General features: G+C 46.3%; 20 protein-coding genes. 6 read left to right on the forward strand and 14 right to left on the reverse strand.

The window, feature by feature from the left end:
• Nucleotides 1-227: 227 nt before the first annotated feature.
• The 4 genes from ACAY30_RS01255 to ACAY30_RS01270 form a co-directional block, all read right to left on the reverse strand.
• Complete coding sequence (locus ACAY30_RS01255; protein ID WP_290251164.1) at nucleotides 228-1,091, reverse strand: YicC/YloC family endoribonuclease; 864 nt, start codon at nucleotides 1,089-1,091, stop codon at nucleotides 228-230.
• Between the two features lie 133 nt (nucleotides 1,092-1,224).
• Nucleotides 1,225-2,913, reverse strand: coding sequence for a GMC family oxidoreductase (locus ACAY30_RS01260; RefSeq protein ID WP_290251163.1), 1,689 nt, complete (start codon nucleotides 2,911-2,913; stop codon nucleotides 1,225-1,227).
• Nucleotides 2,913-3,569 carry a gluconate 2-dehydrogenase subunit 3 family protein gene (locus ACAY30_RS01265; protein WP_290251162.1) on the reverse strand — a complete coding sequence of 219 codons (657 nt, stop codon included), beginning with the start codon at nucleotides 3,567-3,569 and terminating at the stop codon, nucleotides 2,913-2,915. The genes ACAY30_RS01260 and ACAY30_RS01265 overlap by 1 nt, the downstream gene beginning before the upstream one ends.
• Before the next feature lie 27 nt (nucleotides 3,570-3,596).
• The gene (locus ACAY30_RS01270; protein ID WP_371189987.1) at nucleotides 3,597-4,196 is read right to left on the reverse strand and encodes a thioredoxin family protein; all 600 of its coding nucleotides are present in this window, start codon (nucleotides 4,194-4,196) and stop codon (nucleotides 3,597-3,599) included.
• A gap of 174 nt (nucleotides 4,197-4,370) precedes the next feature.
• Between ACAY30_RS01270 and rph the strand changes: the two genes are divergently transcribed.
• Nucleotides 4,371-5,084: a ribonuclease PH gene (rph, locus tag ACAY30_RS01275; RefSeq protein ID WP_290251160.1), complete on the forward strand. Its 714-nt coding sequence runs from the start codon at nucleotides 4,371-4,373 to the stop codon at nucleotides 5,082-5,084.
• Nucleotides 5,085-5,104: 20 nt separating this feature from the next.
• Entirely contained in the window at nucleotides 5,105-5,749 is a 645-nt protein-coding gene (pyrE, locus tag ACAY30_RS01280; protein WP_290251159.1) for an orotate phosphoribosyltransferase, read from the forward strand.
• Between the two features lie 124 nt (nucleotides 5,750-5,873).
• Here pyrE and ACAY30_RS01285 read toward each other — a convergent pair whose 3' ends face one another.
• The 5 genes from ACAY30_RS01285 to bioH all read right to left on the reverse strand — a co-directional run bounded on the left by ACAY30_RS01285 (nucleotide 5,874) and on the right by bioH (nucleotide 10,317).
• Entirely contained in the window at nucleotides 5,874-6,275 is a 402-nt protein-coding gene (locus ACAY30_RS01285; protein WP_290251158.1) for a VanZ family protein, read from the reverse strand.
• A gap of 308 nt (nucleotides 6,276-6,583) precedes the next feature.
• A complete protein-coding gene (locus tag ACAY30_RS01290) occupies nucleotides 6,584-6,925 on the reverse strand; it encodes a DUF4144 family protein (protein WP_290251157.1) in 342 nt (113 codons plus the stop codon).
• Nucleotides 6,922-8,067, reverse strand: coding sequence for a mechanosensitive ion channel family protein (locus ACAY30_RS01295; protein WP_290251156.1), 1,146 nt, complete (start codon nucleotides 8,065-8,067; stop codon nucleotides 6,922-6,924). The genes ACAY30_RS01290 and ACAY30_RS01295 overlap by 4 nt, the downstream gene beginning before the upstream one ends.
• Before the next feature lie 57 nt (nucleotides 8,068-8,124).
• Complete coding sequence (locus tag ACAY30_RS01300; RefSeq protein ID WP_290251155.1) at nucleotides 8,125-9,402, reverse strand: NADH:flavin oxidoreductase/NADH oxidase family protein; 1,278 nt, start codon at nucleotides 9,400-9,402, stop codon at nucleotides 8,125-8,127.
• Nucleotides 9,403-9,525: 123 nt separating this feature from the next.
• The gene (bioH, locus tag ACAY30_RS01305; protein WP_290251154.1) at nucleotides 9,526-10,317 is read right to left on the reverse strand and encodes a pimeloyl-ACP methyl ester esterase BioH; all 792 of its coding nucleotides are present in this window, start codon (nucleotides 10,315-10,317) and stop codon (nucleotides 9,526-9,528) included.
• A 92-nt stretch (nucleotides 10,318-10,409) separates the two neighbouring features.
• Here bioH and ACAY30_RS01310 point away from each other — a divergent pair, with 92 nt between their 5' ends.
• A complete protein-coding gene (locus ACAY30_RS01310) occupies nucleotides 10,410-11,198 on the forward strand; it encodes a ComF family protein (RefSeq protein WP_290251153.1) in 789 nt (262 codons plus the stop codon).
• Here ACAY30_RS01310 and ACAY30_RS01315 read toward each other — a convergent pair.
• Complete coding sequence (locus tag ACAY30_RS01315; RefSeq protein ID WP_290251152.1) at nucleotides 11,195-13,804, reverse strand: M14 family zinc carboxypeptidase; 2,610 nt, start codon at nucleotides 13,802-13,804, stop codon at nucleotides 11,195-11,197. The two genes, ACAY30_RS01310 and ACAY30_RS01315, sit on opposite strands and share 4 nt — an antisense overlap.
• Before the next feature lie 228 nt (nucleotides 13,805-14,032).
• Between ACAY30_RS01315 and nfuA the strand changes: the two genes are divergently transcribed.
• Nucleotides 14,033-14,611 (forward strand): Fe-S biogenesis protein NfuA, encoded by a 579-nt coding sequence (nfuA, locus tag ACAY30_RS01320; protein WP_290251151.1) that lies wholly within the window; start codon nucleotides 14,033-14,035, stop codon nucleotides 14,609-14,611.
• A 106-nt stretch (nucleotides 14,612-14,717) separates the two neighbouring features.
• Here nfuA and ACAY30_RS01325 read toward each other — a convergent pair whose 3' ends face one another.
• Both ACAY30_RS01325 and dinF read right to left on the reverse strand, forming a co-directional pair.
• Nucleotides 14,718-15,980, reverse strand: coding sequence for an MFS transporter (locus ACAY30_RS01325; RefSeq protein ID WP_290251150.1), 1,263 nt, complete (start codon nucleotides 15,978-15,980; stop codon nucleotides 14,718-14,720).
• An 11-nt stretch (nucleotides 15,981-15,991) separates the two neighbouring features.
• The gene (dinF, locus tag ACAY30_RS01330; RefSeq protein WP_290251149.1) at nucleotides 15,992-17,332 is read right to left on the reverse strand and encodes an MATE family efflux transporter DinF; all 1,341 of its coding nucleotides are present in this window, start codon (nucleotides 17,330-17,332) and stop codon (nucleotides 15,992-15,994) included.
• Nucleotides 17,333-17,405: 73 nt separating this feature from the next.
• On the opposite strand from dinF, the gene ACAY30_RS01335 reads away from it, so the two are divergent.
• Nucleotides 17,406-18,461, forward strand: coding sequence for a polysaccharide deacetylase family protein (locus ACAY30_RS01335; RefSeq protein ID WP_290251148.1), 1,056 nt, complete (start codon nucleotides 17,406-17,408; stop codon nucleotides 18,459-18,461).
• Nucleotides 18,462-18,579: 118 nt separating this feature from the next.
• On the forward strand, nucleotides 18,580-19,098 hold the full coding sequence (locus tag ACAY30_RS01340; RefSeq protein ID WP_290251147.1) for an NUDIX hydrolase: 519 nt from the start codon (nucleotides 18,580-18,582) through the stop codon (nucleotides 19,096-19,098).
• Between the two features lie 95 nt (nucleotides 19,099-19,193).
• Here the strand turns inward: ACAY30_RS01340 and ACAY30_RS01345 are convergent, their stop codons facing one another.
• Both ACAY30_RS01345 and ACAY30_RS01350 read right to left on the reverse strand, forming a co-directional pair.
• Nucleotides 19,194-19,919, reverse strand: a complete 726-nt coding sequence (locus tag ACAY30_RS01345) for a YebC/PmpR family DNA-binding transcriptional regulator (RefSeq protein WP_290251146.1) — start codon at nucleotides 19,917-19,919, stop codon at nucleotides 19,194-19,196.
• Between the two features lie 193 nt (nucleotides 19,920-20,112).
• Entirely contained in the window at nucleotides 20,113-20,748 is a 636-nt protein-coding gene (locus ACAY30_RS01350; RefSeq protein ID WP_290251145.1) for an SCO family protein, read from the reverse strand.
• Between the last annotated feature and the right edge of the window lie 30 nt (nucleotides 20,749-20,778).

The raw sequence follows: 20,778 nt of genomic DNA on the forward strand, positions 1-20,778 counted from the left end.
GAAACTTTTCCGTTAGGGGGAGGGGGGGACTGTAATTGTTCGAGGTGGTTGAGATAGTGTAACGATTTTTCTAGGTAATAAAGTTCTTGAATTCAACTAAAAAGTGCAATGTAACTCTCCCTTAAAATCTGAATCGCTTTTATAGAGTTTTCCGTTTACCTAACGAAGTATCACTGAGTCCCACAGCATATATGGCTTTTGGGGACTCAGTCAAAACATATGATTTCCTACTCGATATTTTGAATTTGTTCTCTCATCTGCTCAATCAGCACTTTCAATTCCACTGCAGCTGCGGTGATGTCGGTGTTGATTGATTTTGAGCCTAGGGTGTTGGCTTCGCGGTTGAACTCTTGCATCATAAAATCTAAGCGGCGGCCTTGGGCACCACCTTTTTTAAGGATTTTTTGGGTTTCTTTTACGTGGCTAAACAGGCGGTCGATTTCTTCATCTACGTCCATTTTTTGTGCCATAAGCACCAGTTCTTGCTCTAGGCGCGTTGAGTCGGGATCGATGCCGGCATCGTTGAATTTTTCTTGAATGCGCTCGCGTTGCCATTTGATGATCTCAGGCATGTGCGCTTTTACTTTGGTTGCTTGCTCACCAATGGCTTGTAGGCGGTCGGTAATAAGCGTGGCCATGTTGGCACCTTCTGATGCGCGGGCGGCAATAAAATCGTTAAGTGCTTGGTCAAAACCTTTGAGTAATTCGGCCGAAATGGCATCCATATCGGCTTCTTCGGCTTCCATTACGCCTGGCCAGCGCATAATGTCTACTGGGTTAAAGCCTTGGTTGCCGGCTTTGTCGTTAATCCATTGGGCACTACTTATCAGCTGTTCTGCCAATTTTTCGTTAATGGTTAAATTGCTTTTTGCCGCAGGGTTGGCATTAAAGCGCAAGCTACACTCTACTTTACCGCGGGCCAGTTGTTTGCGAAAACGCTCGCGTAGCACTGGTTCTAAACCGCGAAATTGTTCAGGTAGGCGAAAGTAGGTTTCTAAAAAGCGTTGGTTAACCGAGCGAATTTCCCAAATGGCATTGCCCCAGTCGCTTTTTACTTCGTGGCGCGCGAATGCCGTCATTGAATGGATCATGATATTACCCTTGTGTTGTTAATCTAAAGGGCAATCGGCACGCCTAACGATATTTGATGTGTGCCAATTGCTACCTAAGATTATGCTACACCCGCGCTATTTGGGCAAACGCTAGTTGGCTTAGTCGCCGTTACTAGCTCAACCGTTTTGCAATGTGCTCAGCCACGCGAAACGCATTGGCGTAAATGGTATAGGTATAGGGTACGCTACCTCCGGTGGGCATAAACGAACCGTCGGTAATATATAAGTTGTCGACATCATGCGCCTTACAGTTGCGATCAAGTACCGATGTTTTAGGATCGTCACCAAAACGACAACCACCGGCTTGTAAATTTGCCGGCGGGTAGCTGCTGACCGAAGAGCTGATATTGGTTGCTCCCATGGCATGCAGTAGCGATTCAGCTTTGGCGCTTAGATATTCTCCTACCTTAATATCGTGGGGATGAGCACCAATGCGCACTTTGGCAACGGGGTCGCCCCATTTGTCGGTGGTCTCAGGGTCAAGCTCAACAAAACAATTATCGGTGGGTAACCAGTCGTTAAATACTTCAAAACGCAGGGTTTTGCCAAAATTAAACGCCTCTTGTAAGTTGGTTTTAAGTTGCTCACCCCAAACCAACTCGCCGTCGTCGTTCCACTTGGTGGCGCCAGCCTTAGATATCGGGTTTTGATGAAATAAGAAATCAATGGTGCCACCTTTACTCGGTGCCCCAAAGGTTTTGTCATCGATTTTGTACCAGTCTTGTAACGCGCGGTTGATAAACGGGCCGACTACGCGAAGCTGTGCTTCTTGCTCTTTGCCGATGTCACTAAAGACAAAATCTCCACGGCCTGTTCCGCCAGCAGAAAAGATCATATTTTTTCCCACTTGGTTGTTATTATTGGCTAAGCCATTGGCGTGTTTAGGCCCTGTAGATGCCAATAATAACCTCGATGTTTCAATGGCTTGGCAAGCTACCACATAAATGTTGGCGGTCACTTTGTGTTGGCGATTGTGTTTGTCGTAGTACCACACGCCACTGACTTCCCCCTGTTCATTAGACTCTAATTTAAACACTTTACTGTGGGGGCGAATGGTACAGTTACCGGTGGCTACTGCGTGATTTAACAGAGCCGCACGGCCACTGCCTTTGGCACCAGAGGCACAGCCATAATTTGAACAATAACCTGAATACTCACAACTTCGACGACCCATCGCTGGGCGCGACAGTATGGCGCGTGGAACTGGAAAAGTGTGATAGCCGAGCTTCTTGGCGGCATCGTCTATCCAAGCCGATATTGGGTGCTCGGCCGTTGGCGGAAAAGGGTAATCACTGCTGTGTGGTTCCAGATATGGGTGCTGTACCACTTTGCCCGACACACCAACAATGTTGTCGACCATATCGTAATACGGCGCTAATTCATCGTAGCTAATCGGCCAATCAGCAATGTTGGCGCCTTGAATGTCACCAAACTCTGATTTTAAGCGAAAGTCCATGGGTTTTAAGCGATGAAAATAGCCACTCATTAAATTCGATGAGCCACCCACCATATTGCCGTTCCAAAAGTCCCAACCCGACTCGCTAGTCGCTTCGCCTTGCCAGTAGCTATTGCCGTTGTCGTCAAGGTATTCCTCTTCAATAACGTGCTGTTCATCCTCAAGCTTAGGTGAGTAGGTCGTACGGCGACAGCAGGCTAACTCGTCTTTGTAAAAGTCACCTTCGTTAAGCCACGGCCCTTTTTCTAAGACCAAAACCTGTTTACCTTGTTTGGCCAGCTGGTAAGCAACCGGCGAAGCGCCTGCACCACTGCCGACAATCACTGCATCATAATTGTTTTTCATTAGCGCGCCTTGTTGTCTTTGTCTGCATCGGGTTGTTGTTTGATGTCGATGCGACCGTAGGCATCGAGTTCAAAGTAGCGTTTGCCGTTAGTAGGCATGGGAAAACCAGGCTTGTGTTGTAGCCATTGCCAGCCAATGCCATTGGGGTTTCCGCCGTATGCGCTTGGCGCTAACATGGCTTCAAAAATATAGGTAATTAATGTGCTTAGCCAGTTTTCACCCGCGCGTGATTTACTTATTGCCGTTAGGGCTTGTTGTTTATCACTGGTGCTTAGTTGATAAAACTCGGAGTTGAAGTGCTTGTTCGTATATCCATTGAGCCAGCCCACACCCTTTTTTACAAACTGCTTTTCAGCATCGTCTATGGGTTGCTCAGTCAGCAATAAATACAGGTAGTTAATGGCGTGAAATTCTTTTGCCCCAGGGCCTGATGCGGAACTTGGCAATAAATGCTGCATCACCTGATCTAAGGTACGCCAAGGCTCTGCGGTAAAATCAACGTGCGATACATGGTCTTGTGCCCAACTTAGCCTGGTGGCGCTAGCCGCACCTGCAGCAGCGGCGGTCATTGCCGCTGACTTTAAAAATGCCCGCCGTGAGATGCGCTTTTTTATCGCCGCAGGGGTTTGATAGTGTTGCTCAAAAAAGGAGTTCATACAGAAACCTTGCTTTTATAATATCGGTTAATCGTTGGTTGTTGTGTGGCGCTGGTTGAGTTTATTCAATTCAAATTGACGCAAATTGGCTTGATTATTCGCCGCCTTAAACGTATCGATAAAACTCAGCCACGCTTGGCGTGAATACTCAACGCCCGATTGATCTAAAAACTCCGCCGTGTCTTTTGACAAAATCACTTTGCCTTCGGTGGTTGCCACATACATGTGCGGATAGCCAAGTACTTTTGGAAAACTGGCCATAAATTTGGCGTTGTCATTTTCATCACTGACGTTAACCTTTAACAACACAAAGTTGTTGTGCAACGCTTGGTACACGTCGGGGTTTGCTGTTAAAAAGGCATCGATTTTGTGACACCAAGTACACCAATCACCGCCAATTTCTATTAACACATTACGATTGCTTTCACCCGCGAGTTTAATGGCGGCGCGAGCATCACTAAAGGCATCGCGCTTGGCGTCGTATACGGTGGAATACAACGGTAGGTCGCTATTTGATGCGCTGTCACTAGCCAGGCTGGTATTGTTCCATAGCAGCATACACAACAGCACACCAGTAAGTTGTTTTAACAATGATTTAAATGCGTTTTGATTACAGCAAACATTCATAATGGATTTTTGGTAAATTGCCCAAGGTTATGTATACGACCGTACTAGTATTAACTAAATTTCAACAAGATGCACCTAGGATCAAAATAGCACAGCAAACCCGTGTAGCTCTATTAAACTTAGTGGATACGTTTTATAATGCGCGCCATTATCATTTCAACATTAGGAAAGACTATGCGACCAAGTGGCAGAAGTGCAGGGCAAATTCGCCCGGTAACTATTACCCGTCAATTTACTGCGCATGCAGAAGGCTCAGTGTTAATCGAGTTTGGTGACACCAAAGTGATCTGTACAGCGACTGTAGAAGAAGGTGTACCGAGATTTTTGAAAGGCCAAGGCAAAGGCTGGATCACTGCTGAATACGGTATGTTACCGCGCTCAACGCACACCCGTATGCGCCGCGAAGCCACGCAAGGCAAACAAAGTGGTCGTACTCAAGAAATTTCTCGCCTAATTGCGCGTTCACTGCGCGCCGCGGTTGATTTAGCAGCCCTTGGTGAAAACACTATCACCGTAGACTGCGACGTGATTCAAGCCGACGGCGGTACTCGTACCGCGTCTATTACAGGTGCTTGCGTTGCCCTAGTCGACGCGCTTAATCATATGCGTAGCAAAGGTTTGGTTAAAACCAACCCGCTTAAGCACATGATTGCCGCCGTGTCTGTGGGTATTTATGACGGTGTGGCTGTTGCCGACCTCGACTACCCTGAAGACAGCGCTGCCGAAACTGACATGAACGTGGTTATGACCGACACCGGCAAGTTAATTGAAGTTCAAGGTACTGCCGAAGAAGCGCCATTCACGTTTGAAGAAATGAACGAAATGATGCTGTTGGCAAAAGCTGGTATCAATGAATTATTTGACGCTCAACAAGCGGCTTTAAATTAGTAGTAATTACCGAGATAACGATGAAAGATTATCAACGCGAGTTTATTCAGTTTGCTCTTGAAAAAAACGTCTTACGTTTTGGCGAATTCACCTTAAAGTCAGGACGCACGAGCCCGTACTTCTTCAATGCCGGCTTGTTTAATACCGGTCGAGATTTAGCGCGTTTAGGTCGCTTTTACGCCGCAGCCTTGGTCGATGCAGGTATTGATTACGATTTACTATTTGGTCCCGCTTATAAAGGCATTCCGATTGCTACTACCACTGCTGTGGCACTAGCTGATCAGCACAACATTGACGTGCCATATTGCTTTAACCGCAAAGAGGCCAAAACCCATGGCGAAGGCGGTAACTTAGTTGGCTCTGCGCTTGAAGGCAAAGTAATGTTGGTTGATGATGTGATCACCGCAGGTACCGCAATTCGCGAGTCAATGGAAATCATTAAGGCCAATGGTGCACAATTGTCGGGTGTGTTAATTGCTTTAGACCGTCAAGAAAAAGGTCAAGGCGAGCTATCGGCGATTCAAGAAGTTGAACGTGATTTTGACACCCAAGTGGTGTCGATTGTGAGCTTAAATGATGTGATCAGCTACCTAACTGAAAACAGCGACATGGCTGAGCACTTAGATGCGGTTAAAGCCTATCGCGCGCAATACGGTATTGCCTAATACGCATTGAACTCATACGGTATGCTGTGACCCAGTAGCCAATGTAAGAAAGCCGCTTTATGCGGCTTTTTTTATCGGCACAAAAATGAATGCCAAGGTGTGATAACCAGCAAAGTCTATGCTGTTACGGCTCGGTTACTTGCAACAAGCGCTGATTGTAGCGCGGAATGGCTTTGCCCAAGGCGATAGACAGCACTGTGAATAAGCTGATGCCAAGAAAGTTAGCGGCCAAATCGTACAAACTAAAGGTACGTGTGGTAATAAAGATTTGGCTAAATTCTTCCAATGTTGAAAGCGCCAGCACCGCTACACTGCCGTATTGCAGCCAAGTAAAACCAGCCACATGGCGAAAGCGCACGGCAAAGTTAGCCAGCATCGCCAAGCCGCCAAACAGCATAAAATGACCAATTTTATCGCCAAACGGTAAATCGCGCTTTAGTTGAAAAAACACGTTATCTTGGCCTGTATTGGCCATAAATAATAAGCCGATGATGAAAATCAACATCAGTGTGGCGATTAATCTCATGAATACCCCTAAAACGTTTAGCTACGATACGCAGCCACTTTACCGAGCGCTATTTTATAAACTTCTGCCCATCAAAGCTGTGACAGTTTGTTAATAATGTGTTGCATCGGTTGGGGCGCGAACACAGCCTCGCTCAACGGCACAGCAGCGCTGCCAGCAACGCCTATAGTGTGTATTTGATGCGTGTGTGTATTAGCGCCTTGTACGGTTTATCTTATTGTTATCTATGTCATATTCTTGTGTATGACAGTATTTATCAGTAACAGCTGTTGTTTAATAGTAATGGATACTGTGTAAGTTGGTACTTACTACGAGTTTGTGTCCTCACTCATGGATTTCACCAGCTCAATCGCTTGCTCGGTGTTGTCGGCGCCAATTTTGGCGACACAGCAATGCGCCAATAGCGCCGCGTGGGCGCGTACCAATTCCATTATTTGGTCAACGGTTGCAACCGCCAGTACATTAGCGCTGTCAATGTTGCTTTGCACCTCGGGCAAGCTAAACACTTGGCCGAGGCTGTCAATTAATACGTCTGCATCGGTAAAAAAATACAGCAACATTTCTTCATCGTTGAGCCACTGTTCGCGGTTGGCGATGTAAATCAGTTCATCTTCGCCGTCGTGTTTAATAATCGCGGGCCAGTTAATCACGACATGGTACCGCCGCGTTGACCACTTACCGCCGATTTGTCCGCATCAACCGTTAGCGTTGATAAATCAACGTTACTCGGTAATTCTTTTATGTATAAGTCGCGTTTAGCATATGGGATTTCAATGTTGTGTTCGGCAAATTTTTTGAATATCGCATTGTTGATTTGATGCAGTATACGACCTCGGTTTTCGGGTAAGTCAATCCAGCCCATTAATTCAAAATCTAGACTTGAACCGCCAAAGGCGCGAAACCGCACCACCGGTTGAGGAAATCGACACAGCTCTTTTTCTTCTTGTGCAACTTGCATCAACACTTCTTGCACTAAGTCGATATCACTGTCGTAGGCACAACCTACTTGCGCTCTAATACGTGACTTGGTGCTTGGCCCAGCTGACTCGTTAATAATTTTGGTGTTGCCCATCATTGAATTGGGCACGGTAATTTCAATGTGATCGCGAGTTAAAATACGAGTACTGCGCAAACCGATATTGGTTACCTCACCGCGCTCGCCTGTTTCCAAGACAATGTAATCTTTAATTTTATAAGGCGCATCGGCCATGATAAACACCCCGGAAAACAAATTGGCTAGGGTGTCTTTGGCGGCAAAACCCACCGCAATACCGACGATACCGGCTGAGGCGAGCCACGCCGACATATCGATACTCCACGACGATAGAATGAAATATATCGATAAAATAAGAATGACAATCAGTGCCAAATTTTCAAACAGTGGCAAGGTTTGCATGTGCAGCACCTTGAAATGTTTGTCATTTGCAGCCATTCGTCGCAAGCTAATGCGAGTTATACGAATAAAAAACAAGGTCCAAAGGACTAATAGCAGGGTATAAAAAATTGGGAAGATTACATTGCCGATATTGTCGGGTAACTGAACAATGCGCGAGGCGATTGAAATACCAAACACCACCACCGAATAAAACAGCGGTTGGTGCAGTAGCTCAACCAGTTGATCGTCTAGGGTACCCTCGGTGCGTTCGGCAATGCGCTTAACCCATGATATGACAATGCGATCGATTACCCACGCAACAATCAGTGATAACGCAATAATAATGGTTGCTTGTAAAAACACATTATCGCCACTAAAACTGAGATAATGTTGCAACAGCTGCATTAGGTTGTCCATGTAAAGCCCTTTTCTATTTGTACCGACTAACGCGCCTATCTGTATGATGAATGCGGATTAAGGCGCGTGTTTTTGTGCTTTTTTTCGTTGTATATTTAAACCGGTATCGTTGTATAAGTGTTTAATAAATAGCCCCAATACGTTAGATGGGGCGGTCACCTTGCGGTTGTGTGCCATATTGATCATTTGCTGATAATAGAAGCTAACTTGACCAACGCTGTTAATGGTTTTGATCAGTTGCAAAGGGCTATTGTTGCCCCAAAACCCTTCTCCCATTTTTAGCGTATGCTCATAATCGTCTACTTGATCAATTGTTTGCGCTAATAATTTATCAGATACATCGGGCATGGTACATAGAGGACGGGCCAAACCAACCATATCGACTTCCCCGTTAGCCACCGCTTGCTCCATCACCACCCGCGAGCGAAAGCCACCGGTGATCATCAACGGGATCTTGGTGTGCTGTTTGATGACGTCGGCGTACTCAATAAAATAGGCTTCACGCCGACGTGTACTTTCTCTTACCTCGGTCGCTTCTACGCCAATCAGTGATAACTGCTCGTAGGTACCGCCAGATATTTCTAATAAATCAACGCTGTCTTCACTGAGCCAGCTAGCTACTTGCACACAGTCATCTAAGGTAAAGCCACCTTTTTGAAAATCGGCCGAATTGAGTTTAACCGATACGGGAAAATCCGGCCCCACGGCTTGGCGAACGGCGCGTACCACATGGCGAGCAAAGCGGGCTCTGTTTTCTAAACTACCACCCCATTTATCTTGGCGCTGATTTGTTTTAGGTGATAAAAATTGGCTAATGAGATAGCCATGCGCGCAGTGAACTTGCACGCCGGTAAAGCCGGCCTGCTTCGCTAAGGCCGCACTGTTGGCGTAGCGTTGAATGATGTCATCAATTTCCAGTTGCGTTAGCGCGCGGGGTTGCGCAAATAAGCCCAGTATTTTTAGCGGTACGGCAGAGGGCGACACTGGTTCGATATTAACCAAACGCGGACACTGTCTACCGGGGTGTGATATTTGCATCCACAAGTGATTACCGCTTTCAGTACCGGCTTTTGCCCATGCTTTAAACTTATCCAAGTCGCTGTCGTCTTCGAGAACAACGTTGCCTGCGCGTTCTAAATAGCGCTTGTCGATCATCACGTTACCGGTAATGTGTAGACCTGTTCCACCCAATGACCAGGTGCGGTACAAGTTATTCAATTCAGGTGTGGGTCGATCGAAGGGATCGGCAAGCCCCTCGGTCATCGCGCTTTTGCCCAAACGGTTGTTTATCACCGCGCCACACGGCAAGGTAAGTGGTTGTGCAAGTGGTGACATAGTTAGGCTCCCTGGTTGATTATTATCGTTTTCTCTTGCTGTTGTATTGTCTTTGTATTGTTTTTGTATGGCTTTCTTATTATGTCGCTGTGTCGCTTATCTTCGTTTGGCGAGAGTTATTTGCTAGCGTTGACCGTCTTGGATACCGTTTAGCCAGTCAGACAACACAGTGTAAAACTCTTCTTTGTGTGAAATAAACGGCGCGTGCGATGCGCGATGAAACACGTATCGGTCCGCATTGGGCACGAGTTTGTCCATCTGCTCTATCATCCCCTTGGGTACGAGTGAGTCTAAGCGGCCATATAACCGTAAAAAAGGTACCGTTAAATCAGCAATTTTACAACGTAAATCAACGGTTTCTAACAAACATAAACTCGCGTCTAGCACCCGTTCATTGGCTTTTGGCCGCGATGCTAACAAGCTCTTAATTTCTTTGATGTCCCTTGCGACATGCTCGCTACCCATCGCTTGAAGTTTTAAAAAGTTGCTGATGGTTTTGTCACTATCTGCTGCTAATTGTCGATGAAACGAGGTTAACAATTCAGCTTTTATACCCGGCCAATTGTCTTGTTGGACAAAGTACGGGCTCGAGGCAATGGTCACCAAACCCGTCACTAGATTGCGGTGATGCAGGGCGATCTCGGTGGCCACCAAACCACCTAACGACCAACCTAAAATTACGCTCGGCTGGGTAATGCAGTCGGCAACTAAGTTGCTTATCACGCTAAGTGAGTATTCACTTGGTGCTATGTGTTGATTATCGCCAAAGCCGGGCAGGTCTATCAAGGTAACTTGATATCGACTGGCCAGTTTATCCGCCACCGGTTTAAAAATAGCACTGTTCAGGCCCCAGCCGTGGATAAATACCAATGGCATACCGCTGCCAAATGTTTCACATTGTAAGGTGTCGCTCATCTTGTTCTATGTTGTCCGTTAGTCTATACCTATAGTCTAGCTGGTACTTGATTTAACACGTAGCACAACGCTACTTTTATCACGGTTCACGGATGACCTTATTAGCGCAAATATCGCCCCTTGCAACGCGTATAACCGCATGGTGTAAAGCCCATCTTAATAGCTGGTTATGTCAGCAATCAGCATGTGATCTGTGCCATCAGTCTTGTGACGCTATCCCCTTGTTGTGCACTACCTGCCAACGCAGTTTACCGGGTTTTGATTTGTCGCTGTGTAGCGCAAATTTACTCAACGTCGCGGTGATACAACGCCACTTAAACGCGCGCTATATTGACCAGTTATTGGTGTTATCGCCTCATCTGCCGCCAGTGAGCAAATGGATTACTGAGCTCAAATATCAACGCCGAGTGCAACTGGTGCCCTTACTGGCTTACTTGTTACAACAGCAACTGCACACGGTGCAGTTTGGCGCCGATCTGCTGGTTCCGGTGCCATTGGCGTTTGCTCGTTTGCGCTGGCGTCAGTTTAATCAATCGTCATTGCTTGCCCAAGCGCTGTCAAAATACATGCAAATTGAGGTTAATGACCAACTCATAAAGCGCCGACAGCGGTTGTCTTTAGACCAACAAGTGGGAAAAACCGGTGCTGAACGCCGTCGCGCGCTGGCAAAGGTATTTTATTTACACGGCACTAAACAGCAGATCGCTATTGCGGTGAAGGGCAAACACATTGCCATTGTTGACGATGTGGTCACTACCGGCACCACTGCTAATGCGATAGCCCGCTTGCTCAAACAGCAAGGCGCTAGCAAAGTGAGCGTGATAGCCCTGTCGCTGGCGCCGATAAAAGGGGTGTTCAACACAGACCCCAGTTACCGTTAATTAGGTGGCGTGGTATCGAACGCATGAGCAAAAAACAGCGCGTTGGCGATAATCTTTGCCGTTGCAGGCCAGTGGCCGCGAAACACCAAATTGCTGTCGCTGGCAATAACCCGTCCTTGACCTAATGTATGGGCGACGATGGCGGCATTATCACTGAGCTGATTTAACAGCGGTTGCGCAACATAGCCACTTAACAAAGGCTTGGCGTGATAACGACCTAAAGTGATAAATGGTTCATTAGGCAATTTAATAATGTCATTGGAATTTTTAAATATCGGTAAATTGCCATTTGATACGCCAAAGGCAAGTGGGTGAGTCGTATCAAGCTGGGTATGTAAAATACTGCCGGCAATGCGCTGTTTGGCGTAAAATTCTGACAGTTGTTGATAATCGAGCCCTTGCCCATTAAAGGCGCGCTGTGCATCAGTGGCCGATGCTAACTTGGCGCGCAACAAACCGTTGGCACTTAAATACGCTACGCCGGCTTTCTGCCCGTAAACAACCCCACCTTGTTCAACAAAGTGGCGTAATTTACTCGCTGTTTTTTCACCGACTACGTTATAGTCGCCATCGACCAGTAAGATATGGGTGTAGTCATTAAAATTAATGGTATCGAGGCGATATACATCAATAACGCTAGCGGCAATGGTCATTTGTTGATCGAGGTAGTACAACATATGGCCTACTTCATTGTCGCTGATACCATAACCACCAATGATCATTACTTTCACCGGCTTAATCGGCATAACCGAAGGACTGCCCACATCAATGCCGTCGTTATAACCGCTTAGCAAACGGGTAAGTGTGATATCGCTTTGCTGTGCAAACTGTTGCAATGTCAGCTGCCACTGCGGTGTGGTTTGCAGTGCGCTGGGGATAATAATCGTACCGGCGTTAAACGCAGTTGTCTGTTCATCGAAAAACGCGTTAAACGGCTTAGTTGCAACCCGTGCCTTAATACCGTGTTGCAGTAATTGGTTGAGCAACTTCGGCGCGTTAAAGCGCTGCCAATCAAATACGTAGGCATAGGCTGTGCTAGGTTGCATTGCAGCACTTGAGTCATCTGACTGAGTTAACGCCACATCACTGTTGTCTGCGTGAATCGGATGATTGGCCAGTTCGTTTTGTTGCCATTGCCAACGCAGGGTTGACACCGACAGGCCTCTATCTGTGTCGACTTGGTTGTAACGCAAGTTAAACGCCAATGGCATGGTCCAACCCGATACATCGTAAAACGTGCTGTCGGCAAACTCGGTTACCCGACTGAATAAGGTTTTGACCAGTCGATATTGAGGCTGCTGTAAAGGCACAAAATAACTGTTATCGGCCAAGTAGATGTCCGATTTGTGGCGATAGTCTTTACTGAGCGCATAGGCGTCTATTTGATGCTGTTCTAATAGTTGTAAAAACATCTGTAAACGTTTGGCGTCAGCCGAGGTAAATACGTAGCCAGCAAAGTCTTGCTCATCAACTAAATCGTCGATTTGTTGGTAAAATTGGTGGCGATAGCGGTGTAAACGCTTTTTGTGCTGCCACGCGCCTTTGAGGGTCGACAGTGAGGTGAGTAAGTGGTTTTTGATGCCATAGGCAAAGGTGAGCGGGCCGTTGATGGTATCTTGGACAAACCCGCGACTACTGGCTTGCTCGAATAAAATGCCAATGGCGCCATTGATATCTGGGTACGTGGATCCTTTGCCATAAAAAAAGTCATCAAAACTTTCTTCGCTGTAATACAAACGATTGTTGGCGTCTAACTCGCGAGCGTGAAACGTGGCCAGAAGCTCGGTAAGCTCAATGTTTTCAGACGGGGTGAGCGGATTGTTGCGACTGGGGACGCCAGGCTGAAAAAAATAACTGCTGTTGTGATCCATTTCGTGAAAATCGGCCAACACATTGGGCTTGTAGCGGTGATAATAGCGCAGGCGATTTTGACTTTCTCGTTGACTGAGTGCCAACCAATCGCGATTTAAATCAAACATATAGTGATTCAGGCGCGAATTAGGCCACTGCAAATGGTGTTCTCGGTGGTTGGGATCGCCATTAACCGTAGCGCCGCGATTGGTATTTACCCAATTGGCAAAGCGATCCATGCCGTCTGGGTTCATGCTCGGTTCGATAACAATAATTAAGTCTTTGAGCAATTGGCTGATCTCAGGTGAGGTCGATGCGGCTAATTGATAGGCCAGCAACAGCGACGCGTGTGAGCCAGAAATCTCATTGCCGTGAATGCTGTAACCCAGCCAGATAACAGCAGGATCGCTATTGCGCTGTTGGTAAGAGGTATGACGATTGTCTAAAATGCGATCCAAATTAGCTAAGTTATCGGCACTGGATACGGTGGCGATAATTTGGCGGCGACCCTGATAGGTGGTACCGATGTCGGTTAATTGCACATTGCTACTGGCTTTGGCCAGAGCCTGAAAATAATGAATCAGCTGGTCGTGACGCAGGTGACGCTCACCAACCTCAATGCCAATCACTTCATGCGGTGTGGGAATATTTTGTTTGAAACGCGTATGTTGATCAAAATAGTAGTCTAATGGCGCGGCCACAAGCTTAAAAGTCGTTACTGCCAACAGTAAAAACGCTACCCGTAATAATCTCACTTAACTTCCCTAAATAACCAAAAAAATCATTATTATTAGTACATTAGCAAATTTGTAGACAAATGTTGTGAGTTTTTTATCGACACCGAGTAATCGACCCATTGAAAATTAAAAAGTTATTTGGAAATTTATCGCCAACAGGCGTATTATAGGCACCATACTTGAGTTAATTAGTCAGGCTTTATTACCGCCTGAAATTTGTCAAAATAAGCATTAAGCGAGACATTTATGATTAAGATTTCTGATGCTGCTCAACAGCATTTTGTAAAATTACTTGCAACACAAGCCGAAGGCACCTGCATTCGCGTGTTTGTGGTTAACCCAGGCACGGCGCAAGCCGAGTGTGGCGTGTCCTATTGCCCGGTTGAAGCCATTGAAGCCGACGATATTCGCATCGAATACAATGGTTTTGCCGCCTTAGTTGACAAAGACAGTGAAAAGTACCTAGAAGATGCTGAGATTGACTTTACCACCGATCAAATGGGTTCACAGCTAACGCTAAAAGCGCCTAACGCAAAACTGCGTAAAGTAAGCGATGATGCACCACTGTTCGAGCGTGTTAACTACTTTATCGAGTCTGAAGTAAACCCTCAGTTAGCCGGCCATGGTGGCAACTGTCAATTAGTTGAAATCACTGAAGACGGTATTGCCGTACTCCAATTCGGTGGTGGTTGTAACGGTTGTTCGCAAATTGATTTAACCGTTAAAGACGGTGTTGAAAAACAATTAATCGCGGTTATGGGTGACGAAATCACAGGTGTTCGAGACGTCACAGAACACCAACGTGGCGAGCATTCTTACTACTAATTACGCGAGCGTCTTACACTGTATAAGGGCACCGTGAGGTTTGATTTTACAAGCTTCACGGTGCTTTTTTTATCGCTGTTGTTTACCACTCGTTAGTGGTTAGTGGTTAGTGGTTAGCGACCATGGCTTGCCGCGTTGAGATGCGATAGTAACAGATGATCACCAAGGCCATTACTATGATCAGTGGCACCATCAAGAGCACCACCATATTCCAGTGAGTTTGAAACAGCAGCCAGCCCGCTAATAGCGATGCTAATGCTTGGGTGCTGAAAATAACAAAGTCGTTGCACGCTTGTACTTTAAAGCGCTCATGGCTTTGGTAGCTTTGCGGTAACAAGGCGGTACCACTGATAAATAAGAAGTTCCAACCTATACCCAACAATACCAATGCCCACCAGTAATGCATAACGTGTTGACCGCTTAAGGCAATTATCGCAACCAATGAGTAGGCAATGACACCGGCGACTAATACCCACAGCACGCTGTAGCGTTTGATCAACCAACCGGTGACGATTGACGGTAAAAACATGGCGATCACATGGCTTTGAATCACCCACTTGGTATCTTCGAGGGAGTGACCATTCATGGTGTGCATGCTAAGCGGTGTGGCGGTCATGATAAAACTCATTAAGCCATAACCAATCGCACCAGACATTAAAGCAATAACGAAAAGGGGTTGTTTGACTATGGTCCATAGGGCTCTGGGCTGTCGCTCTTCTAGGTGTGGGTGATGCACCATTGGATTCTGAAACCATTGAAATATCACCATCGCCAAGCACAAAACCAAGCTCAAACCTAAAAATGAACCTGCGTAACCGTGTTCAGATACCAGCCAGTTACGACCTAAAAACGCCACTTCAGGGCCTAACATAGCCGCAAATACCCCCGATAACATCAGTGCTGACAGCACATTAGGTGCTTGTTCAGCACTTACGCTTTCAATGGCGGCAAAGCGCAACTGTTGCGCAAAGGCAAGACTACTGCCCATAAGCAAGGCCGCCAATAATAATAGGTAGAATTGGCCAAAAAGCGCAGCCACACTGGCAATTAACGCACCACAAATCGCCAGTACAAAACCAATATTGGTTGCCCCTTTGCGCGAAAAGGCCTGATTTAGTTTGGCAATAAACAAGGTAGCTATTGCGGTACCAATAATCATAAACGTCAGTGGTAAGGTGGCGAGCTTGGGATCAGGGGCAATACGACTTGCCAACAAGCCACCGATAAAGGTCATGGTGGAGCTGATGCACATCAACATGGGCACGGTAATAAACAACACGCCGACATTACGCGGATAGCGCAAGCCTTTGGTTAACACCACAACCGCAATGCCCATGGCAACAATAATACAAAGGAGAGTTAGATTCATAGGTAATTCCGTTAATTGGTTGTGGAGGTGCTGGCGAAATGGCGCTGATAGTGCCAATACAAGGCGATTCCTCGACTTGCCATAAAGCAACAAAACGCGGCCCAAAGGCCGTGATTACCAAAGTCTTTTAATATAAACCACGTTGGAAAGAAGACCAAAAACGTGGACACAAGCATGGTGTTTCGCATCGCTTTGGCTTGGGTTAGGCCAATATAGATTCCATCGTATAGGTAACACCAGCAGGCAATAATAGGCAGGGCAACAATCCACGGTAAAAAGGCTGTGGCATAGTCGATGATGTCGTCAATGTCGGTTAATAGGCGAATAAGGGCTTCGCCGAACAGCAAAAACAATAGCGAATACACCGCCGCCAACATTAAGTTATAACGTGTTGCTATGCGAATCGACAGTTGCATATCGCCGCTGTTTCCTGCTCCTTTAGCACGTCCCACACGTGCCTCAGCGCCATAGGCAATTCCATCGAGGCCAAATGAAATGAGCAATAAAAAGTTGAGCAAAATGGCATTGGCGGCAACGACGGTATCGCCAAGTCTCGCCCCCATAAAGGTGATAAACACAAAACATATTTCTAAACACAGGGTGCGAATCACGATATCTCGATTCAGCGACAGGTACGGCATAAGAGTGTGCTTGGCAAAAAAGCGTTTTGGCCTCAGTAGCATCGGTTTTAACAGGTCAGCGACACTGATGTTAAGCGTGCGTGCGGCCATAATTAAGCCAAGGGTAAGACAACTGTATTCGGCAATGACGGTGGCCCAAGCCACACCTGCAACTCCCCAATGAAGCGAGAGCACAAATACCAAGTCGAGGACGACGTTAATGCTATTGGTAATGATCAATAACCACATCGCCAATTTTGCTCTGTGCATGCCCAACAGCCAGCCAATTAACACTAAATTGGCTAATGCCGCGGGCAATCCCCAAATGCGAATTTGGCAATACTGCTTGGCAAATTCCAACACTCGCTCGCTGGCACCACTTAACGTGAGGGCAGTATTAATGTAGGGACCTTGCAATATAACGAACAGCGCACCAATGGCAAATGCCACCAACAAACCGCGACTCAACACTAACGTTATATGTTCTCGATCATTACCGCCAAAGGCTTGAGCGGCTAGGCCGGTAGTCGACATACGCAAAAAACCGCAGAACCAACTGACAAAGGTGATGATCATTGCGCCAACGGCCGTAGCACCGAGATAATAGGCTTCGTTTAAGTGGCCTATGACGGCGGTATCAACCAAGCCGAGAATGGGAATGGTGATGTTTGATAAGATCATCGGCAACGCCAGTGCAAATAGGGCGCTGCGTTCTTTTTGTTCGGCGTTCACTCGCGTCTGTCCTTTATTCACTATTGGGCGCTGTGGTAAAATGTGATGATATCCGATTATGAAGCTGTGATATATGAAAAAGCTTGTTATTTTACTGTTGGTTACGTTGTTGCTTGGGCTAAAGCCTAGTTTCGCCGCAGTGATTTTGGTATACCATCACGTATCTGAACACACCCCTAAAAGTACTTCTGTGACGCCACAGCAGTTTGCCAAACACTTGCAGTTTATTAAAGACAACGGCTATAACGTGGTTGCGCTAAACCGCGTAATTGAGCGACTAAAGCAAGGCCTACCGTTAGCCGACAAAACCGTGGTGATCACCTTTGACGATGGTTACAGCGATATCTTAGCAAATGGTCACCCGCTATTGAAACAGTATGGCTTTCCGTACACGGTGTTTATTAATCCATCAACAGTGCCCGAAGAACCTGGCGCATATCTCACCTGGTCGCAAATTCAGCAAATGAGCAATGACGGTGTACTCATTGCGAATCACGGCTTAACCCATGACTCATTAATTAAGACACCCGCTGGTTACAGCCAAGCGGGCTGGCTTGATAAACAATTAACCGCACTTGAACAAGCCGAACAAATTATTGCCGATAAAACCGGCCAAAATTGGCGCTACTTTGCCTTGCCCTACGGTGAATATTCGCTACAAGCACAGCAAAAATTGCAGCAACTTGGTTTTGTGGTGTTTACCCAACAGTCAGGTGCGGTGGGTTTGAGTACTGATTTGACAGCGATTCCAAGGTTTCCGGCATCGGTTCCTTATCACCAATTAACCACGTTAAAAGATAAGCTCGCGTCGCTGCCATTTGATTTAGACAGGCAAACACAACGCGACGAGACCGTGGTCCCTCACGCCGTTGATGCGAAGACTAAAGTTACCTTGAATAGCGCCGATTTTGATAAACGACAACTCAATTGTTTTGTTGCCGGTCACGGCAAAGCTGAAATTCAATGGCAAGATGAACGAAGCTTTATTGTCAGTGTCGACGGCGGGTTTAAAGCGGGACGCAATCGGGCTAATTGTACCGCGCCAAGTAACAGTAAACCGGGCAGATATTATTGGTATTCGAAACCCTGGTTTGTGCCGCATCAAGATGGCCGCTGGTACAAGAACTAGCCACGACGTGATTCACACAGACGTTGGTTAAAAGCCAACGCTTGGCAAGCCGCATAGGCTTAGCATTTTTTAATAAACAGACATCCTTTTTAGGCTTGTCACTTGATACGGACTCGCGATGCGACTACTACGAACAACCACACACCCGAGTTTGCAACACTTCTGCGGCAAACGCTTTCATCGCCAAGCCGCGCGGGCGATTATTTTGCGTGAGCAAGACATACTGATGTTGTATACCGAGCGCTATCATGACTACACTTTGCCAGGTGGTGGGGTTGATGACGGTGAAGATTTGCAGCAGGGCTTGATCCGCGAATTAAAAGAAGAAACGGGCGCGCAAAACGTACAAAATATTCAACCGTTTGGTCGCTATGAAGAGTTTCGCCCTTGGTACAAAGACGACGCCGATATTATGCACATGGAGTCGTATTGCTACACCTGTGATATCGACGCTGAATTAACAGCACCTGCGTTTGAACAGCACGAAATAGCTAATGGTATGCGCCCAGTGTGGATTAACATTCACGAGGCCATTGCGCATAATGAAAATACCATGGCCAACAGTGACAAAAAAGGTATGTCGATTGAGCGTGAAACGTTTTTATTAAAGCTGATCGTCAAAGAATTACTCGCGTAACCGCGCTTCATTAATCCAGCGATAACGCTTTTCTACGGACAATAAAAAAGCGGCTAAGTTATTGTACTTAGCCGCTTATTTTGATGTTAATGCGATTAGCGCTTTACTTCAGCATTGTGGTAGATGTTTTGTACATCATCGCTGTCGTTTAACATGTCCATAAACTTGTCAAACATTTTGATATCGTCTTCTTCAGTGATCTCTTTATAATCTTGTGGGATCCAGGTGATTTCATCCACTTCGAAGTTAATATCACCAAGCTCTTCAATAAGTGCGTTTTTCACTTTGAAGTACTCGGTTTGCGGCGCGGTAACGGTGATAATACCGTCTTCTTTTTCAACGTTGGTTACGTCGACATCAGCCATTAGTAATGCTTCAAAAATGGCTTCTTCATCGTCGCCTTCAAAGCAAAACAGAGCAACGTGATCAAACATGAACGCCGCTGAACCTTGTGCACCAATTTTTGAATCGGTCTTAGTAAAAGCAAAACGCACGTCTTTGATGGTGCGGTTTGGGTTGTCGGTTAAGCAGTCAACAATAACCATACAACCGCCAGGACCAAAACCTTCGTAACGAGCTGGCTCGTAGTTTTCACCACCGGCGCCACTTGCTTTGTCAATGGCTTTGTCAATGACGTGAGTTGGTACTTGGTCTTTTTTCGCTTTATCAATTAAGCGACGCAATGCAAGGTTGCCATCAGGGTCTAGGCCACCGTTTTTAGCGCATACATAGATTTCTTTACCGTATTTTGAATAAACCTTGGTCTTCATGCCGGCGGTTTTCGCCATAGACTCTTTACGGTTTTGGAACGCTCTACCCATTAGTCAGTCTCTTCGTTGAAATTTAAAACGCTGCAATTTTAGCAAGGATTAAACAGAAGTTGTAGAGGCATTAACCAGGGAAAGTGATGAAAGCTGAGATTTTAGTGATCATTGGGCTAATAACATCAGCCTAGTGGCTCGATAACCAATAGGCTGATGGCATTATTTCGTTAGCTAAAATAGTAACTGGGAGTTAGTTTAGTTGACTGTGAATTATGCGAAAGTCAGCGAGCATGCGATCAGAGTCAATCGCCGGTACGGTGCCAGGCTCGCCTTGCACCGGTTTAAAAATCGCCTGAATTTGCCCTTTGGGGTTGGTCATCACAATTGACGCGCTGTGATTGACCAAATAGAACTCTTCATTGGTGTCTTCGGCAATGGCGTACATCAAACCGATATTTCGAGAAAATGGGAATAACACATCATGGCCGGCGCGCACCGCAATAAACTCATCATTAAAATACTGCATATACTGATTGAGTTTTTCGACGCTATCGCGCTTTGGATCGGCGCTAACCATAACCACCTGAACTTTGTCATTGGTGATATTTTTCAGCTCAGGGTAGATGTAGTTAAGCTCTTGTAAGGTCATCGGACAAATATCTGGACACGAGGTGTAGCCGAAAAAGAACAGGCTGTATTTGCCATACAAATTTTCATTGTTAAACACGTTGCCTTGGTGATCGGTTAGGCTAAAGTCTGCCAGCGAGCGCGTTTGCTTGTACAACAAGGCGTGTGATGGCTCGGCTTGTTGCTGTTGGCTTTTATAGGCAAAGACACCGATAGCAACAGCAACGATAGCCAGTAGCAAGGTTAAAAGTTTATTCATAATACATGTCTTAGGGTAAACGTGAGTACC

The organism is Thalassotalea ponticola (genome assembly GCF_041379045.1).
In the GTDB taxonomy this organism is placed as follows: Bacteria; Pseudomonadota; Gammaproteobacteria; order Enterobacterales; family Alteromonadaceae; genus Thalassotalea_A; species Thalassotalea_A ponticola.

Excerpts from the sequence above, each read along its gene's own strand:
- ACAY30_RS01255 (WP_290251164.1), bottom strand. The coding sequence starts at position 1,091 with ATGATCCATTCAATGACGGCATTCGCGCGCCACGAAGTAAAAAGCGAC.
- ACAY30_RS01260 (WP_290251163.1), bottom strand. The coding sequence starts at position 2,913 with ATGAAAAACAATTATGATGCAGTGATTGTCGGCAGTGGTGCAGGCGCT.
- ACAY30_RS01265 (WP_290251162.1), bottom strand. The coding sequence starts at position 3,569 with ATGAACTCCTTTTTTGAGCAACACTATCAAACCCCTGCGGCGATAAAA.
- ACAY30_RS01270 (WP_371189987.1), bottom strand. The coding sequence starts at position 4,196 with ATGAATGTTTGCTGTAATCAAAACGCATTTAAATCATTGTTAAAACAA.
- rph (WP_290251160.1), top strand. The coding sequence starts at position 4,371 with ATGCGACCAAGTGGCAGAAGTGCAGGGCAAATTCGCCCGGTAACTATT.
- pyrE (WP_290251159.1), top strand. The coding sequence starts at position 5,105 with ATGAAAGATTATCAACGCGAGTTTATTCAGTTTGCTCTTGAAAAAAAC.
- ACAY30_RS01285 (WP_290251158.1), bottom strand. The coding sequence starts at position 6,275 with ATGAGATTAATCGCCACACTGATGTTGATTTTCATCATCGGCTTATTA.
- ACAY30_RS01295 (WP_290251156.1), bottom strand. The coding sequence starts at position 8,067 with ATGGACAACCTAATGCAGCTGTTGCAACATTATCTCAGTTTTAGTGGC.
- ACAY30_RS01300 (WP_290251155.1), bottom strand. The coding sequence starts at position 9,402 with ATGTCACCACTTGCACAACCACTTACCTTGCCGTGTGGCGCGGTGATA.
- bioH (WP_290251154.1), bottom strand. The coding sequence starts at position 10,317 with ATGAGCGACACCTTACAATGTGAAACATTTGGCAGCGGTATGCCATTG.
- ACAY30_RS01310 (WP_290251153.1), top strand. The coding sequence starts at position 10,410 with ATGACCTTATTAGCGCAAATATCGCCCCTTGCAACGCGTATAACCGCA.
- nfuA (WP_290251151.1), top strand. The coding sequence starts at position 14,033 with ATGATTAAGATTTCTGATGCTGCTCAACAGCATTTTGTAAAATTACTT.
- ACAY30_RS01325 (WP_290251150.1), bottom strand. The coding sequence starts at position 15,980 with ATGAATCTAACTCTCCTTTGTATTATTGTTGCCATGGGCATTGCGGTT.
- ACAY30_RS01335 (WP_290251148.1), top strand. The coding sequence starts at position 17,406 with ATGAAAAAGCTTGTTATTTTACTGTTGGTTACGTTGTTGCTTGGGCTA.
- ACAY30_RS01340 (WP_290251147.1), top strand. The coding sequence starts at position 18,580 with ATGCGACTACTACGAACAACCACACACCCGAGTTTGCAACACTTCTGC.
- ACAY30_RS01345 (WP_290251146.1), bottom strand. The coding sequence starts at position 19,919 with ATGGGTAGAGCGTTCCAAAACCGTAAAGAGTCTATGGCGAAAACCGCC.
- ACAY30_RS01350 (WP_290251145.1), bottom strand. The coding sequence starts at position 20,748 with ATGAATAAACTTTTAACCTTGCTACTGGCTATCGTTGCTGTTGCTATC.